This window comes from Achromobacter sp. UMC71 (genome assembly GCF_014170305.1).
Classification (GTDB): domain Bacteria; phylum Pseudomonadota; class Gammaproteobacteria; order Burkholderiales; family Burkholderiaceae_B; genus Achromobacter.
Map to the genome: position 1 here is coordinate 1 of NZ_LZZT01000041.1, position 14,375 is coordinate 14,375.

The window sequence follows — 14,375 nt, forward strand, 5'->3', positions numbered from 1 at the left end:
CCTCGCGCCGCGGGCCCGCGCCACGTGGCGGATTGGGCCGACGACCCGGTGGTGTGGCGCGCAGGCGAAGACGGCACACCGCAATACCAGGTCAGCGCCGGCAATGGCCAGTACGTGCCGTTCTTTCCCGACCTGGCGCCGGGCCGCTACCGCCTGGCCGTCGTGCTGACCGACCCGGGCCTGCAAGCGCCGGTCTACTCGAACGAAATCGAAGTCGACTACCCGTTCCCGAAACGCCCCTCCTGATTCCCTGCCGATGCCCCAAGCCTTGAAGGCCTCTTTGCCCAGGCGGTTGCTGCGCGCCGCTGCCGCCGTGGCCGCACTGATTATGGTCTGCGCAGGCGTCCTGACTGCCGCGGGCCTGTATGCCGCGGCCCCCGCCGCCGACGTGGCGGTGGTGCTGGGCAACACCGTCGCTCCCGACGGCAAGCCCTCGCCGCGCTTGGCCGCCCGGCTGGACCGCGCCTACGACTGCTACGCGGCCTCGCAATGCCGCATCCTGTTCGTCAGCGGCGGCGTGGACCCGGCCGGCCACGACGAGGCCGCCGTCATGCGCGACTACCTGCTGGCGCGCGGCGTGCCCGCCGACCGCGTCGTGGCGGACAGCCAGGGCAACGACAGCTGGGCCACCGCCCGCCATGCCAGCGCCTACCTGCGCGAACATGGCTATGCCAGCGCCACGGCCATCACGCAGTATTTCCATGTACCGCGCACGATGCTGGCGCTCAAGCGTCACGGCGTGCGCGATGTCGGCGGCGCGTCGCCCCGCTTCTTCGAAGCCCGCGACCTGTATTCGATTTTCCGCGAGCTGCCGGCCATCGCCTGGTACGCCATCCGCCCGCTATAGTTCCGTATCTTCCCTACCCCGCAGACGACCCCGTGCATATCTTCCACAACACTGTCCACGGCAAACACGATGGCCGCCAGGAAATGTTCCGCGGCAAATTGGTGCCCTGTCACGAAACCCCGGCGCGGCTGGAATATGTGCTGGATGCGCTGCGCCAGCGCGGCATCGGCGCGCTGCAAGCGCCGTCCGCGGCCGACATGGACCTGATCCGGCGCGTGCACAGCTCGCGCTACGTGGACTTCCTGCAACGCGCCTGGGCCGACTGGATCGCGCTGGATCCGGCCAATGCCGACCTGGATATCCTGCCGTCGGTATGGCCGGTGCGGGGTTTTCGCCACGACATCTCGCCCACCAATTTCGCCGCGCAGGTCGGCCTGTTTTCCTTCGACAGCGGCAGCCCGCTGACCGCCGGCACCTGGGAGGCCGCCACGGCCGGCGCCGCCTGCGCCATCGACGCGGCGCGTGCGGTGTCCGCCGCCGGCGGCCCGCAAGCCGCCATGGCGCTGACGCGGCCACCCGGCCACCATGCCGGCGCGGATTTCTTTGGCGGCTATTGTTTCCTGAACAACGCGGCGCTGGCCGCCCAGGCGCTGCGCGAGGCCGGCGCCGAGCGCGTGGCCGTGCTGGATATCGACTACCACCATGGCAACGGCACGCAGAGCATTTTCTACGAGCGCGGCGACGTGCTGACGGTGTCGGTGCATGGCGACCCCACCACCGAATACCCCTTCTTCCTGGGCTATGCCGACGAATCCGGCCAGGGCGCGGGCGCCGGCTGCAACCTGAACCTGCCGCTGCCCGCCGGCACCGATTTTGCCGCCTGGACGCAAGCGCTGGACCAAGGCATCGCCGCCGTCCGCCGCTTCAAGGCGGACGCGGTCGTCATCGCGCTGGGCGTGGACACCTACGCAGGCGACCCGATCTCCAAGTTCACGCTGCAAAGCGCCGACTACTTCCAGGTCGGCGCGCGCTTGGCACAGCTGGGCCTGCCCACCGTGTTCACGATGGAAGGCGGCTACGCGGTCGCCGAGGTCGGCATCAACGTGGCCAACGTGCTGGAAGGCTACGCCGGCTGAGCCGCCGCGCGCATCCGTTGCCACAGGGCGTCGACGGCGGGGCGCGCGTCGCTGCGGTCCTTGAACGCCAGGATCGCTACTTCGATGTCCCAGGCGCGGTTGGCCAGCGGCTGCAAGTCGGCCGCCGGCAACCGTTGCAACGCACTGTCGGCCAGCCAGGCCACGCCCAGGCCCTGCACCGCCATGTCGCCAAGCACATCGGACATCTCGGCCTCGAACAGCCGCACGCCATGCAGCGGCTCCGGCCCGCTTTCGATCGCGGCGTCGATCAGCCGCGCGAAATAGACGCTGGGCGAATACATCAGCAAGGGTACCGGCCGGGCGGTGGTGCCGGGCAGATCCAGGCCGTCACGCGCGATCAGCGCGCGCGATGCATAGGGCCGTATCAATTCATGGCCCAAGGTCAGGCTTTCGTAGCGGGCGGCATCCAGCGGCAAAGGCTGGGACAGCTGGTGAAAACAGATCAGCAGGTCGGCCGTGCCCGAGGTGAAGGCCGATACGGTGTCGTGCACATTGCCGGTCTGCAGGCTGCAACTGAGCTGCAGCCCCGCGCTCCAGCCGCGCCACCACGCCGGCAGGTGCGTCGTCGCCAGGGCATATGAGGTCGCCAGGCGCAGCTGATTGCGCGCCGGCACGGCGGCGATGCCCGCCCGCGCCTCGACCAGCTGGTTGACCAGTTCGATCGCCGCGACGCGAAAGCGCTCGCCGGCCTCGGTCAGTTGGGTCGGGAAGGCCGAGCGGTCGATCAGGCGCGCGCCGGCCCAGTTTTCCAGGCTCTGGATGCGGCGGCTGAACGCAGCCTGCGACAGATTGCGGGCCTCGGCCGCGCGCGTGAAATTGCGCAGCTCCGACAAGGTGATGAAGTCCTGCAGCCACCGGGTATCCATACCGCTCCTTGCGCGATTCGCATGGCCCATGCGCGCCATGCATGACGGCACATGCGTACTTCGCATTGGACGCCCGCGCCGCGCCGCCAGACACTGCGCCTGTCGGTTCCGCATTGGAACCCGCCTACCGCCGGAGTGTAAACATGGATCAAACCCTGCGTGCCGCCGCCCGCGAATACCTCATCCGCTACGGCGGCGACACCTTTCCCAATCTGTTCAAGTCGGCCAAGGGCACGATCGTGCGCGATGACACGGGCCGCGAAATCCTGGACTTCACCTCGGGCCAGATGTGCGCCACCATCGGCCACAATCACCCCGCCATCGTCGAGGCGGTGCACCGCGCGGGCGAAACCGCCTTCCACTTCTTCAGCGGCATGATTCCGGAAGCGGTCGCGCAACTGGCCGCGACCGTGGCGCGCGACTGGATGCCGGCCGGCATGACCAAGTCGATCTTCGTGAACACGGGATCGGAAAGCAACGAGATCGCGCTGCGCATGGCCAAGATGCACAAGAGCGGCTTCGAGATCCTGGCCATCGGCGGCTCGTGGCACGGCGTCACCAGCGGCGCCGGCTCGGTGTCGTACGCCAGCGACCGCAAGGGCTATGGCGTGCCCCCGGCCGGCGTGTTCGTCATGCCCGAGCCCAATGCTTACCGTCCCTACATCGCCGGGCTGGACGCCGAGCAGTCGGCGCTGGCCTGCCTGGAGATCGGCCTGAAAATGTTCGACATGGCCTCGGCCGGCCGCCCCGCGGCCATCATCGTCGAACCGGTAATCAGCGCCGGCGGCGTGCTGGTGCCGCCCAAGTCGTATATGCAGGCGCTGCGCCGCGCTGCCGACGCGCGCGGCATGCTGCTGATCTTCGACGAAGCGCAGACCGCCTTCGGCCGAATCGGCTGCCGCACCGGCGCGGAGCATTTCGGCGTCACGCCCGACATCATCAGCGTGTCCAAGACGCTGGGCGGCGGCCTGCCGCTGGCGGCCACCATCACCACCCCCGCCATCGAACAGGACGTGCACGAAAAGGGCTTCACGTTCTACACCAGCCACGTGTCCGATCCGCTGCCCGCCACGGTCGGCCTGGCCGTGCTGGAAACCCTGCAGCGAGAACGCCTGATCGAGCGCGCGCGCCAGCAGGGCGACTATCTGCGCCGCGGCCTGCAGGAACTGCAGCAACGCCACGAAGCCATCGGCGACGTACGCGGCCTGGGCCTGCTGCTGGGCGTGGAACTGGTGCGCGATCGCGGCACCCGCGAGCCCTACCACGAGCTGGGCGCGCTGACCACGCAGCGCTGCTTTGAACTGGGCCTGTCGATGAACATCCGCCGCCGGCCCGAACGCGGCTCGGTCTGGCGCATCGCGCCGCCCCTGACCGTGAGCAATGACGAGATCGACCGCGCCATCGCCATCCTGGACCAGGCGCTGACCGAAAGCCTGGACGCGATCGCCAAACCCCGCGCGCTGACTGCCTGAGCGGTATCCCCCTTGGCGCCGGGCCGGGCCCGGCCGGAGAATGCAATGCTGATATTCCAAACGGCGTTCCGACCCATCGCCGGCGCCCTGGCGCTGGCCGCCATCACCGGCCTGGCCCACGCCGGCCCCACCCTGGATACCGTCAAGAAGCGCGGCTACGTGCAATGCGGCGTCTCCACCGGTATCCAGGGATTTTCGGCGCCCGACAGCAAGGGAAACTGGCAGGGCCTGGACGTGGACCTGTGCCGCGCTATTGCCGCTGCCGTCTTCAACGACGCCAGCAAATTCCGGTTGACGCCGCTGACCACCCAGGCCCGCTTCACGGCGCTGCAATCGGGCGAGGTGGACGTGCTGACCCGCAACGTCACCCCGACCATGGCCCGCGACACCACCCTGGGCCTGCTCAGCGTCGCCGTGAACTACTACGACAGCCAGGGCGTGATGGTCTCGTCCAAGCTGGGCGTCAAGAAGTTGAAGGAGCTGGACGGCGCCACCATCTGCGTGCAACCCGGCACCGTCACCGAGCTGGACCTGGCCGACTGGTTCCGCGCCAACGGCCTGCGCTTCAAGCCCGTGGTGATCGACAAGTACGACGAGATCGTGCGCGCCTTTTCGTCGGGACGCTGCGACGCCTTCACGTCCGACAAATCACAGCTGGCCGCCTCGCGCACCACGCTGGAGCATCCGGACAGCTACGTGATCCTGGACGAGAACATCGCCAAGAGCCCGCTGGGCCCCATGGTCCGCCAAGGCGACGAGAGCTGGCTCAACGTGGTCCGCTGGACCTTCTACGCCATGCTGGAAGCCGAGGAATTCGGCCTGACCTCGGCCAATGTCGACAGCCAGCTGAACAGCGGCAACCCCAACGTGCAGCGCATCCTGGGCGTCACGCCCGGCATGGGCCGCAACCTGGGCGTGGACGACAAATGGGCGTATTCGGTGATCAAGCAGGTAGGCAACTATGGCGAAAGCTATGAGCGCAGCCTGGGCATGGCCAGCGCCATGAAATTGCCGCGCGCGCTCAATGCGCAGTGGCGCGACGGCGGGCTGATGTACGGCTGGCCCGTGCGCTGACGATTACGGGCGGGCGCCGCGCTATCACGTGCCCTTCGGCGCGCGCCGCCACCACAACGCCTCGAACAGCCACAACAACGGCCAGGCCAGCAACAGCACCGCCAGCATCGTCGGCATCCAGGCAACAGCGGTGCGGCCGCCTTGCAGCAAAGCCGGACTGTAGAGCAGGAAGGCCGAAACGAATCCCCGTGACCAGATATCGCGAAACCCTGGCCCGCGGCCCAGCGCCGCCGCCAGCATGCACACGATCACGAACAGCACGTCGCCCGCGCCGACATACCAGGCAGGCAACACTCGCGCATCCAGGGGACGATAGAAGGCGATCGCGGCCAGCACCGCGCCCAGCACCAGGGCGCGCGCCAGCCGCAAAAAGGAAAGCGGCGCCTGGCCGCGCGATGCCGTCATGCCCGGATCAGTCACGCGTTTCCAGCGCCCTGTTGATGCGCAGCGCCAGCAGCGTGCAGGCCGTGCCGGACAGCAGGTAGATGCTGACCGCCACCAGCCCGAACCGCGCCGACAGCCCCAGCGCCACCAGCGGCGCGAACGCCGCGCCGATCAGCCAGGCCATGTCGGTGGTGAGGGCTGCACCGGTGTAGCGGAAGCGCTTGCTGAAGTTGGCCGTGACGGTCCCGGACGCCTGCCCGTACGACAGGCCCAGCAACGCGAAGCCGATCAGGATGAAGGCGTCCTGCGCCTTGGGGCTGCCGCCCAGGAGCCACGGCGTGAACAGCGCGAACACGCCGATCAGGCCCGCAAGCACGCCCAGTGTGGTGCGCCGGCCGATGCGGTCGGCGATCCAGCCCGAAGCGATGGTGCCCAGGATGCCCACGAACGCGCCGACGATCTGCACAATCAGCACATCGGAAATCTGCTGCGTGGCGCTGACCGCGATCCAGGACAGCGGAAACACGGTCACCAGGTGGAACAGCGCGTAGCTGGCCAGCGCCGCGAATGCCCCCAGGAACAGGTTGTAGCCCTGCTCGCGCACCATTTGCGTGGTGCTGATGGGCTCGAGCTCGCCTTCTTCGAGCAGCTGGGTGTATTCCTCGGTGAGCACCAGGCGCAGCCGCGCGAATAGCGCCACCACGTTGATGGCGAAGGCCACGAAGAACGGATAACGCCAGCCCCAATCGAGGAAGTCGGCTTCGGTCAGTGTGACGTGCAGGAACAGGAACAGCGCGCTGGCGATCATGAAGCCGATAGGCGCGCCCAGCTGGCCCAGCATCGCGTACCAGCCGCGGCGGTTGGGCGGCGCGTTCAGCGCCAGCAGCGACGGCAGGCCGTCCCAGGAACCGCCGAAGGCCAGGCCCTGCAGGCAACGGAACACCGCCAGCAGCACGATGGCGTGCGCGCCGATGACGTTGTAGCCCGGCAGGAAGGCCATGCCGACCGTGGCGGTGCCGAGCAGGAACAAGGCGATGGTGAGCTTGGTGCCGCGGCCCCAGCGCCGCTGGATGGCCATGGACAAGGCAGTGCCGATGGGCCGCGCGATGAAGGCAAAGGAAAAGATGACGAACGCCCACAGCGTGCCTTCCAGCTGGGCCTCGAACGGGAAGAACACCCGCGGGAAAACCAGCACGCAAGCAATGCCGAAGACGAAGAAATCGAAGTACTCGGAGGCGCGGCCGATGACGACCCCCACGGCGATTTCGCCGGGCGCCACCTTGGCGTGGCTGGCCGCGCCGCCCGTCGCACCCGGCGTCGGCAAGGGGGGAACGTGACCGGGATACTGCGTGGTGGTCGCCATGTGATTGCTCGCTGAAAGGAAGTTTGAAAGACGCCTTGTCTACGCTTTTGCAATACACCCGGTATGCCCGTCGGCAAAGGCTTTGCGGGCCGCAGCGCAACAGTGCCCGGCCCCGCCCCGCACGCATCCGGCGCGCATACTTTTGCTCTTTTTACCCTAGATTTTTCGCGGCTTCCAGCGTAGTGTTGCGTTTACCTCCCACGGTTACGTTTCGAGGTATGGCCATGTTGTCTTTCCCTAGGCTTAGCGGATTGCTCCTGATTGCCGCCCTGCCCTTGCTCGCCGGATGCAATGCAGTATTGCTGTCGCCATCGGGCGACGTCGCGGTGCAGCAGCGCAACCTGATCATCGTTTCCACCGGCTTGATGCTGCTGATCATCGTGCCGGTGATCTTCCTGACCTTCCTGTTCGCATGGCGCTACCGCGCCAGCAACCGCGAGGCGCACTACGACCCCGACTGGAACCACTCCACCATGCTGGAGCTGCTGATCTGGGCCGCGCCGCTCCTGATCATCATCGCGCTGGGCGCCCTGACCTGGGTCAGCACCCACCAGCTCGACCCCTACCGGCCGCTGGCGCGCCTGTCCGAAGGGCGCGAAGTGCCGCCCGGCACCAAGCCCCTGGTGGTCGAAGTGGTGGCGCTGGACTGGAAGTGGCTGTTCCTCTACCCCGAACAAGGCATCGCCACGGTCAATGAGATGGCCGCGCCCGTCGACCGCCCAATCCAGTTCAAGATCACCTCGTCCACGGTCATGAATTCGTTCTTCGTGCCCGCGCTGGCCGGCCAGATCTACGCCATGCCCGGCATGCAGACCACGCTGCACGCGGTGATCAACCACCCCGGCGACTACGAAGGCCTGTCGGCCAACTACAGCGGCGCGGGCTTTTCGGGCATGCGCTTTCGCTTCCATGGCGTGGACGCGCAGGGCTTTGATAAGTGGATCGCCGACGCGCGTGCCTCGGGCGCCGCGCTTGACCGCGCCACCTACCTGAAGCTGGAACAGCCCAGCGAACGCAACCCGGTGCAGCGCTACGCCAGCGTGGCGCCCGGCTTGTTCGAGGCCATCGTCAACCGCTGCGTCGAGCCGAACCGCATGTGCATGAAGGACGCCATGGCGATCGATGCTGGCGGCGGCCTGGGCATTCCCGGCGCGCGCAACATCGCCAGCCTGGACCCGGCCACGCGCGAACGCCTGGGCCTGACCGACACGCCGCCGCGCAAGTATGTCGGCGCCATGTGCACGTCGGCCGCCGAATTGACGATGTAAGGCCGGCCCGGCGCACCGGTCCGGCCGCATGAAATCAAGGTCTTCACCCTGGAACCGAGATGACTGATCAACCAGACCTCACCAAGCTGATCTTCGGTCGCCTGACCTGGGACGCCATTCCTTTCCACGAACCCATCCTGCTCATCACCTTCCTGATGGTGGCGGTGGGCGGCGTGGTGGTGCTGGGCGCCATTACCTACTACAAGAAGTGGGGCTACCTGTGGCACGAGTGGTTCACCAGCATCGACCACAAGAAGATCGGCATCATGTACATGATCCTGGGCATCGTGATGCTGCTGCGCGGCTTTGCCGACGCCATCATGATGCGGCTGCAGCAGGCGGTGGCGTTCGGCGATTCGGCCGGCTACCTGCCGCCACACCACTATGACCAGATCTTCACGGCGCACGGCGTCATCATGATCTTCTTCGTGGCCATGCCGCTGGTCACCGGGCTGATGAACTACGTGGTGCCGCTGCAGATCGGCGCGCGCGACGTGGCTTTCCCGTTCCTGAACAACTTCAGCTTCTGGATGACCACCGGCGGCGTGGTGCTGGTGATGATGTCGCTGTTCGTCGGCGAGTTCGCGCGTACCGGCTGGCTGGCATATCCCCCCTTGTCAGGCATCGCGCAGAGTCCGGACGTGGGGGTGGACTATTACATATGGGCGTTGCAGATAGCGGGGGTAGGCACCTTGCTGTCAGGGGTGAACCTGCTGGTGACCATCGTCAAGATGCGCGCGCCCGGCATGTCGCTGATGCGCATGCCGATCTTCACCTGGACCGCCCTGTGCACCAACGTGCTGATCGTGGCGGCGTTCCCGGTGCTGACCGCCGTGCTGGCGCTGCTGTCCATGGACCGCTACGTGGGCACCAATTTCTTCACGGCCGACTTCGGCGGCAACGCCATGATGTACGTGAACCTGATCTGGATCTGGGGCCACCCCGAGGTCTACATCCTGATCCTGCCGGCCTTCGGCATTTTCTCGGAAGTCGTGGCGACCTTCTGCGGCAAGCGCCTGTTCGGCTACGCGTCGATGGTGTACGCCACGGTCGTGATCACGGTGCTGTCGTACCTGGTGTGGCTGCACCACTTCTTCACCATGGGGTCCGGAGCCAGCGTGAACTCGTTCTTCGGGATCACGACCATGATCATCTCGATTCCGACCGGGGCCAAGATCTTCAACTGGCTGTTCACCATGTACCGCGGCCGCATCCGCTTCGAAGTCCCCATGCTCTGGACCATGGGCTTCATGGTGACCTTCGTCATCGGCGGCATGACCGGCGTGCTGCTGGCGGTGCCGCCGGCCGACTTCGTGCTGCACAACAGCCTGTTCCTGATCGCCCACTTCCACAACGTCATCATCGGCGGCGTACTGTTCGGGCTGATGGCCGGCATCACCTACTGGTTCCCCAAGGCCTTCGGCTACAAGCTCGACCCATTCTGGGGCAAGTGCTCGTTCTGGTTCTGGCTGGTGGGCTTTTACTTCGCCTTCATGCCGCTGTACGTGCTGGGCCTGATGGGCGTAACCCGCCGCGTGAACCACTTTGAAGACCTGTCGCTGCAGATCTGGTTCCAGGTGGCCGCGTTCGGCGCTTTCCTGATCGCCATCGGCATCGCCTGCTTCCTGATCCAGCTGGTGGTCAGCTACCGCCGCCGCGAATCGCTGCGCGACGACACGGGCGATCCGTGGGGCGGCCGCACACTGGAATGGTCCACGTCCTCGCCGCCGCCCGCCTACAACTTCGCCTTCACGCCGCGCGTGCATGACCAGGATGCCTGGTGGCAGATGAAGCAGCACGGGTTCCAGCGGCCGCAGACGGGGTTCATCCCCATCCACATGCCCAAAAACACCTGGGCGGGCATCGTGCTGGCGGCCATCAGCGTGGTGATGGGCTTTGCGCTGATCTGGCACATGTGGCCGCTGGCGGTGCTGTCGTTCGCGGCGCTGATCATCGTGTCCATCGTCCATACCTTCAACTACAAGCGCGAGTACTACGTGCCGGCCGACGAGGTTGTGCGCACGGAAGACGCCCGCACCCAATTGTTGGCAAAACATGTCTGATACCCTGGCCCCCACCCTGCCCGGCGGCGCCACGCCGCCCCCGGAGCCCGTGTTCTACGTGCCCGGCGAACACCACCCGAAGAACGGCACCCTGCTGGGCTTCTGGGTCTACCTGATGAGCGACTGCCTCATCTTCGCCTGCCTGTTCGCCACCTATGGCGTGCTGGGGCGCAACTATGCGGCCGGGCCGTCGGGCGCCGACCTGTTCGACCTGCCGCTGGTGGCGGTGAACACGTCGCTGCTGTTGCTGTCGTCCATCACCTACGGCTTCGCCATGCTTGAAATGCGCCGTGACCGGGTGGGCGCCACGCAAGGCTGGCTGGCGGTCACCGGCATCCTGGGGCTGGGCTTCCTGTCACTGGAAATGTACGAATTCGCGCACCTGATCCACCTGGGCGCCGGGCCCCAGCGCAGCGCCTTCCTGTCGGCGTTCTTCACGCTGGTGGGCACGCACGGCCTGCACGTCACGTTCGGCATCGTCTGGCTGGTGACCATGATGGCGCAGGTCAGGAAGCACGGCCTGATCCCCGAAAACCGCCGCCGGCTGATGTGCCTGTCGATGTTCTGGCACTTCCTGGACCTGATCTGGGTCGGCGTGTTCACCTTTGTCTACCTGATGGGAGTGCTGCCATGACCGCCCATGCCGACCACGCTGGCCACGGCGGCCACGACCACCATGACGACGACGGCGCCGCCCACGGCACCCTGAAAAGCTACGTCACCGGCTTCGTGCTGGCGGCCATCCTGACCGCGATTCCGTTCTGGCTGGTGATGGGCCGCGTGTTCGACAGTTCGCGCACGACCGCGCTCATCATCCTGGCGTTCGCGGCGGTCCAGATCGTGGTGCACATCATCTATTTCCTGCACATGGACGCCAAGTCCGAAAGCGGCTGGAACATGTTGGCGTTAATATTCACGCTGGTGCTGGTCGTAATCACGCTCAGCGGATCCATCTGGATCATGTATCACTTGAACTCCAACATGATGCCCATGTCCATCCACGACATGCGGAATATGCCCTGACGTAATGGCGGCAATAAAAGACTCTTCTCTATCCGGCGACACCCCCCGCAGTCCCCGCAGCGCAACCACCCTGACGATACTCGGGGTGATTGCGGTTGCGCTGTTCGCGGGCCTGTGCGCCCTGGGCACCTGGCAGGTGCATCGCCTGGCCTGGAAACAAGGCTTGATCGCGCAGGTGGACCAGCGGGCCCACGCCCCCGCCACACCGGCGCCCGCGCGCGCCGACTGGGCCGGACTGAATTCGGACAACGCCGAATACCGCCGCGTGTCGGCCACCGGCGCCTACCAATATGACAAGCAGACGCTGGTGCAGGCCGCCACCGAACTGGGTAGCGGCTACTGGGTCATGACCCCGCTGCAGCTGGCCGATGGCGGCGGCACGGTGCTGGTCAACCGCGGCTTCGTGCTGCCGGAATGGCGCAAGCGCCAGACCGCCGGCCAGGCCCAGATCCAGGCGCAGGCCGAGGCCGCGCCGGTCCGGGTCAGCGGCCTGTTGCGCATGGGCGAACCCGGCAGCGGGTTCCTGCGCAACAACGATCCGGCCACCAACCTCTGGTATTCCCGCGACCTGCCGGCCATCGCGGCCGCGCGCGGCCTGACGGACGTGGCGCCGTACTTCATCGACGCGGACGCCGCCCCCGGCGCCGGCCGCGATCCGGCCAAGGCCCCAGTGGGGGGCCTGACCGTGCTGACCTTCCCCAACAACCACTTGGTCTATGCCATTACCTGGTACGCCCTGGCCGCCATGATCATCGTCGGCGCGGCCATTGTCGTGCGGGAAGAACGGCGGCTGCGCGGCCGTCGCGGATGAGCGGATGGCGGCGGCCCGCCGCTGTCTGTTCATCGCCAAGACCCGCCTGATAATTGCCGTAAATAGCCAGAAATTCGACCGAATTGCCGGAAAATAGACCAGACTGGTCTACACTAGGGGCTGGGAACACCGCTGGGCGCAACGCCTAACGTGCTGTTCCCTTTGTTTTTTCCACCCCCACTCTAGGAGTTTTCCGGATGAAAAAGACGCTGCTCGCAGCTGCAATGTTGACCTCATTTGCAGGCATCGCTCAGGCAGAAACGTCAGTCACTCTCTATGGTGTCATCGACACCGGCCTCGGCTACAACAAGATCAAGGGCGATGGCTACGACGGCAGCAAGCTCGGCATGATCAACGGCATCCAGGCCGGCTCCCGCTGGGGCCTGCGCGGATCCGAAGACCTGGGCGATGGCCTGCGCGCCGTGTTCAAGCTGGAAAGCGGCTTTGACTCGGGCAATGGTTCGCGCAGCCAGAATGGCCGCCTGTTCGGCCGCCAAGCCACCATCGGCCTGGCCAGCGACGCCTGGGGCACCGTGGAATTCGGCCGCCAGGCCACCGTCGGCTCGAACTACCTGGCCGACATCGACCCCTTCTACACCAGCTACACCCAATCGAACCTGGGCCTGGGTTTCAGCGCGGCCAACACCATGCGCTGGGACAACATGATCATGTACCGCAGCCCTTCGATGAGCGGCTTCGAATTCGCCGCCGGCTACTCGTTCAATGCGGATGACACCAACGCCAACGAAACCGGTTTCCGCACCGCCGACAACTCGCGCGGCATCACCCTCGGCGCGCGCTACGTGCAAGGCCCCCTGAACTTCACGCTGACCTACGACCAGCTCAACGGCTCGAACCGCGCCACCATCGATCACGATGCCACCCCGCGCCAATACGCCGTCGGCGTGTCGTACGACCTGGAAGTCGTGAAGCTGGCCGCCGCCTATGGCCGCACCACCGACGGCTGGTTCGTCGGCCAGGACCTGCCCGGTGGCACGCCGTTCAGCGATGAATTCGGCACCAACCGCTACGTCGACGGCTTCAAGGCCAATGCCTACATGCTGGGCGCCACCTTCCCGGTGGGCGGCGCGAGCAGCGTGTTCACCTCGTGGCAGCACGTGTCGCCGTCCAACGACCGCCTGACCGGCGGCGACGCCAACATGAACGTCTGGAGCGTGGGCTACACCTACGATCTGTCCAAGCGCACCAACCTGTACGCCTACGGTTCGTACGGCAAGGACTACGCGTTCATTTCCGGCCTGAAGAGCACCGCGGCCGGCGTCGGCATCCGTCACGTGTTCTAAGGCAGGCCGGCGCGCCTGCGCAGCCTTCTTCCCGGAGGCTCGCCGTAGGCGCGCCGGTACATTGCAATAAAGGCGCTGTCGCTGGCGTAGCCCACCGAATGCGCCACCTCGGTCACGGAGGCCCCCTCGGCCAGCCGGGCCCGCGCGATCAGCAGCCGGCATTGGGTGCGCCAACGGGTGAACGGCAAGCCCGTCTCGGCCAGAAAGGCCCGCGCCAGCGTGCGGCCGCTCGCCCCCACGCGCCGCCCCCATTCCTCGATAGACAACGTGCAAGCCGGATCGGCCAGCAACGCATCGGCGATGGGTGCCAGCCGCCTGTCGCGCGGCATCGGCAAGTGCAGAGGCGCCGTCGGCGCCGCCGCCAACTCATCCAGCAAGGTGCCGACCAGGCGATGCCGGACCGCGTCCAGCGGCTGGTCGGACGGCCACTGCGTGACGCGCACGATCATCTCGCGCAGCAAGGGGTTGACGTCCAGAATGCACGGGGTCCGCGGCAGATCCGGAAAGACATCCACATCGAAATACAGGCTGCGATAGGCGAACGCGCCTTGCATGACGGTGCGGTGCAAGCAGCCCGCCGGCAGCCAGGCCGCCTGCAGCGGCGCCAGTTGCCCCACGCGGTCCGCCAGGTACAAGGTCACCCCGCCTTGCGCCTGATACAGCAATTGCGCGCGCTGATGCGCGTGCCAATCCGAGGCGTGGGCCCGGGTATCGATGGCCTGTCCCACCACGGGGCATGCGACGCGGTCCGGATCTTCGACGAAAGCGGGGGAATAGACGGGCATGTCCGATTGGCGATGTTT

The 14,375-nt window shown here is 66.5% G+C and carries 14 protein-coding genes and 1 pseudogene; 11 read left to right on the plus strand and 4 right to left on the minus strand.

The annotated features are described in order from the left end of the window. The 3 genes and pseudogenes from A9974_RS19995 to A9974_RS20005 form a co-directional block, all read left to right on the plus strand. A pseudogene (locus tag A9974_RS19995) lies at nt 1-246 on the plus strand (hypothetical protein); the annotation flags it as partial. A gap of 67 nt (nt 247-313) precedes the next feature. After that, a complete protein-coding gene (locus A9974_RS20000; protein WP_370539661.1) occupies nt 314-847 on the plus strand; it encodes a YdcF family protein in 534 nt (177 codons plus the stop codon). Nucleotides 848-879: 32 nt separating this feature from the next. Continuing rightward, on the plus strand, nt 880-1,923 hold the full coding sequence (locus tag A9974_RS20005; protein WP_183005921.1) for a histone deacetylase family protein: 1,044 nt from the start codon (nt 880-882) through the stop codon (nt 1,921-1,923). Here A9974_RS20005 and A9974_RS20010 read toward each other — a convergent pair. Further along, nucleotides 1,911-2,810, minus strand: coding sequence for a LysR family transcriptional regulator (locus A9974_RS20010; RefSeq protein WP_183005922.1), 900 nt, complete (start codon nt 2,808-2,810; stop codon nt 1,911-1,913). The two genes, A9974_RS20005 and A9974_RS20010, sit on opposite strands and share 13 nt — an antisense overlap. A 143-nt stretch (nt 2,811-2,953) precedes the next feature. On the opposite strand from A9974_RS20010, the gene A9974_RS20015 reads away from it, so the two are divergent. Together A9974_RS20015 and A9974_RS20020 are read left to right on the plus strand one after the other, a co-directional pair. Beyond that, nucleotides 2,954-4,282 carry an aspartate aminotransferase family protein gene (locus A9974_RS20015; protein ID WP_183005923.1) on the plus strand — a complete coding sequence of 443 codons (1,329 nt, stop codon included), beginning with the start codon at nt 2,954-2,956 and terminating at the stop codon, nt 4,280-4,282. A 45-nt stretch (nt 4,283-4,327) separates the two neighbouring features. Next, entirely contained in the window at nt 4,328-5,356 is a 1,029-nt protein-coding gene (locus A9974_RS20020; protein ID WP_183005924.1) for an amino acid ABC transporter substrate-binding protein, read from the plus strand. A 24-nt stretch (nt 5,357-5,380) separates the two neighbouring features. On the opposite strand, the gene A9974_RS20025 is transcribed toward A9974_RS20020, so the two are convergent. Together A9974_RS20025 and A9974_RS20030 are read right to left on the minus strand one after the other, a co-directional pair. Beyond that, nucleotides 5,381-5,776: a hypothetical protein gene (locus A9974_RS20025; RefSeq protein ID WP_183005925.1), complete on the minus strand. Its 396-nt coding sequence runs from the start codon at nt 5,774-5,776 to the stop codon at nt 5,381-5,383. Further along, the gene (locus A9974_RS20030) at nt 5,769-7,103 is read right to left on the minus strand and encodes an MFS transporter (protein ID WP_183005926.1); all 1,335 of its coding nucleotides are present in this window, start codon (nt 7,101-7,103) and stop codon (nt 5,769-5,771) included. Before A9974_RS20030 ends, A9974_RS20025 begins: the two co-directional genes overlap by 8 nt. Before the next feature lie 224 nt (nt 7,104-7,327). On the opposite strand from A9974_RS20030, the gene cyoA reads away from it, so the two are divergent. The 6 genes from cyoA (at nt 7,328) to A9974_RS20060 (ending at nt 13,572) form a co-directional block, all read left to right on the plus strand. Continuing rightward, the gene (gene cyoA, locus A9974_RS20035) at nt 7,328-8,371 is read left to right on the plus strand and encodes a ubiquinol oxidase subunit II (RefSeq protein WP_183005927.1); all 1,044 of its coding nucleotides are present in this window, start codon (nt 7,328-7,330) and stop codon (nt 8,369-8,371) included. Between the two features lie 59 nt (nt 8,372-8,430). Next, nucleotides 8,431-10,434: a cytochrome o ubiquinol oxidase subunit I gene (gene cyoB, locus A9974_RS20040; RefSeq protein WP_183005928.1), complete on the plus strand. Its 2,004-nt coding sequence runs from the start codon at nt 8,431-8,433 to the stop codon at nt 10,432-10,434. Continuing rightward, entirely contained in the window at nt 10,427-11,068 is a 642-nt protein-coding gene (gene cyoC, locus A9974_RS20045; protein ID WP_183005929.1) for a cytochrome o ubiquinol oxidase subunit III, read from the plus strand. The genes cyoB and cyoC overlap by 8 nt, the downstream gene beginning before the upstream one ends. Continuing rightward, entirely contained in the window at nt 11,065-11,457 is a 393-nt protein-coding gene (gene cyoD, locus A9974_RS20050) for a cytochrome o ubiquinol oxidase subunit IV (protein ID WP_183005930.1), read from the plus strand. The genes cyoC and cyoD overlap by 4 nt, the downstream gene beginning before the upstream one ends. A 4-nt stretch (nt 11,458-11,461) precedes the next feature. Then, entirely contained in the window at nt 11,462-12,268 is an 807-nt protein-coding gene (locus tag A9974_RS20055; protein ID WP_183005931.1) for an SURF1 family protein, read from the plus strand. 197 nt (nt 12,269-12,465) lie between these two features. After that, nucleotides 12,466-13,572, plus strand: a complete 1,107-nt coding sequence (locus A9974_RS20060) for a porin (RefSeq protein WP_183005932.1) — start codon at nt 12,466-12,468, stop codon at nt 13,570-13,572. Here A9974_RS20060 and A9974_RS20065 read toward each other — a convergent pair. Then, nucleotides 13,569-14,357 carry a helix-turn-helix domain-containing protein gene (locus tag A9974_RS20065; RefSeq protein ID WP_183005933.1) on the minus strand — a complete coding sequence of 263 codons (789 nt, stop codon included), beginning with the start codon at nt 14,355-14,357 and terminating at the stop codon, nt 13,569-13,571. The two genes, A9974_RS20060 and A9974_RS20065, sit on opposite strands and share 4 nt — an antisense overlap. Between the last annotated feature and the right edge of the window lie 18 nt (nt 14,358-14,375).

What these genes read in the sequence shown, in the direction of transcription:
- A9974_RS20010 (WP_183005922.1), bottom strand. Translation starts at nt 2,810, where the DNA reads ATGGATACCCGGTGGCTGCAGGACTTCATCACCTTGTCGGAGCTGCGC.
- A9974_RS20015 (WP_183005923.1), top strand. Translation starts at nt 2,954, where the DNA reads ATGGATCAAACCCTGCGTGCCGCCGCCCGCGAATACCTCATCCGCTAC.
- A9974_RS20020 (WP_183005924.1), top strand. Translation starts at nt 4,328, where the DNA reads ATGCTGATATTCCAAACGGCGTTCCGACCCATCGCCGGCGCCCTGGCG.
- A9974_RS20030 (WP_183005926.1), bottom strand. Translation starts at nt 7,103, where the DNA reads ATGGCGACCACCACGCAGTATCCCGGTCACGTTCCCCCCTTGCCGACG.
- cyoA (WP_183005927.1), top strand. Translation starts at nt 7,328, where the DNA reads ATGTTGTCTTTCCCTAGGCTTAGCGGATTGCTCCTGATTGCCGCCCTG.
- cyoB (WP_183005928.1), top strand. Translation starts at nt 8,431, where the DNA reads ATGACTGATCAACCAGACCTCACCAAGCTGATCTTCGGTCGCCTGACC.
- cyoC (WP_183005929.1), top strand. Translation starts at nt 10,427, where the DNA reads ATGTCTGATACCCTGGCCCCCACCCTGCCCGGCGGCGCCACGCCGCCC.
- cyoD (WP_183005930.1), top strand. Translation starts at nt 11,065, where the DNA reads ATGACCGCCCATGCCGACCACGCTGGCCACGGCGGCCACGACCACCAT.
- A9974_RS20055 (WP_183005931.1), top strand. Translation starts at nt 11,462, where the DNA reads ATGGCGGCAATAAAAGACTCTTCTCTATCCGGCGACACCCCCCGCAGT.
- A9974_RS20060 (WP_183005932.1), top strand. Translation starts at nt 12,466, where the DNA reads ATGAAAAAGACGCTGCTCGCAGCTGCAATGTTGACCTCATTTGCAGGC.
- A9974_RS20065 (WP_183005933.1), bottom strand. Translation starts at nt 14,357, where the DNA reads ATGCCCGTCTATTCCCCCGCTTTCGTCGAAGATCCGGACCGCGTCGCA.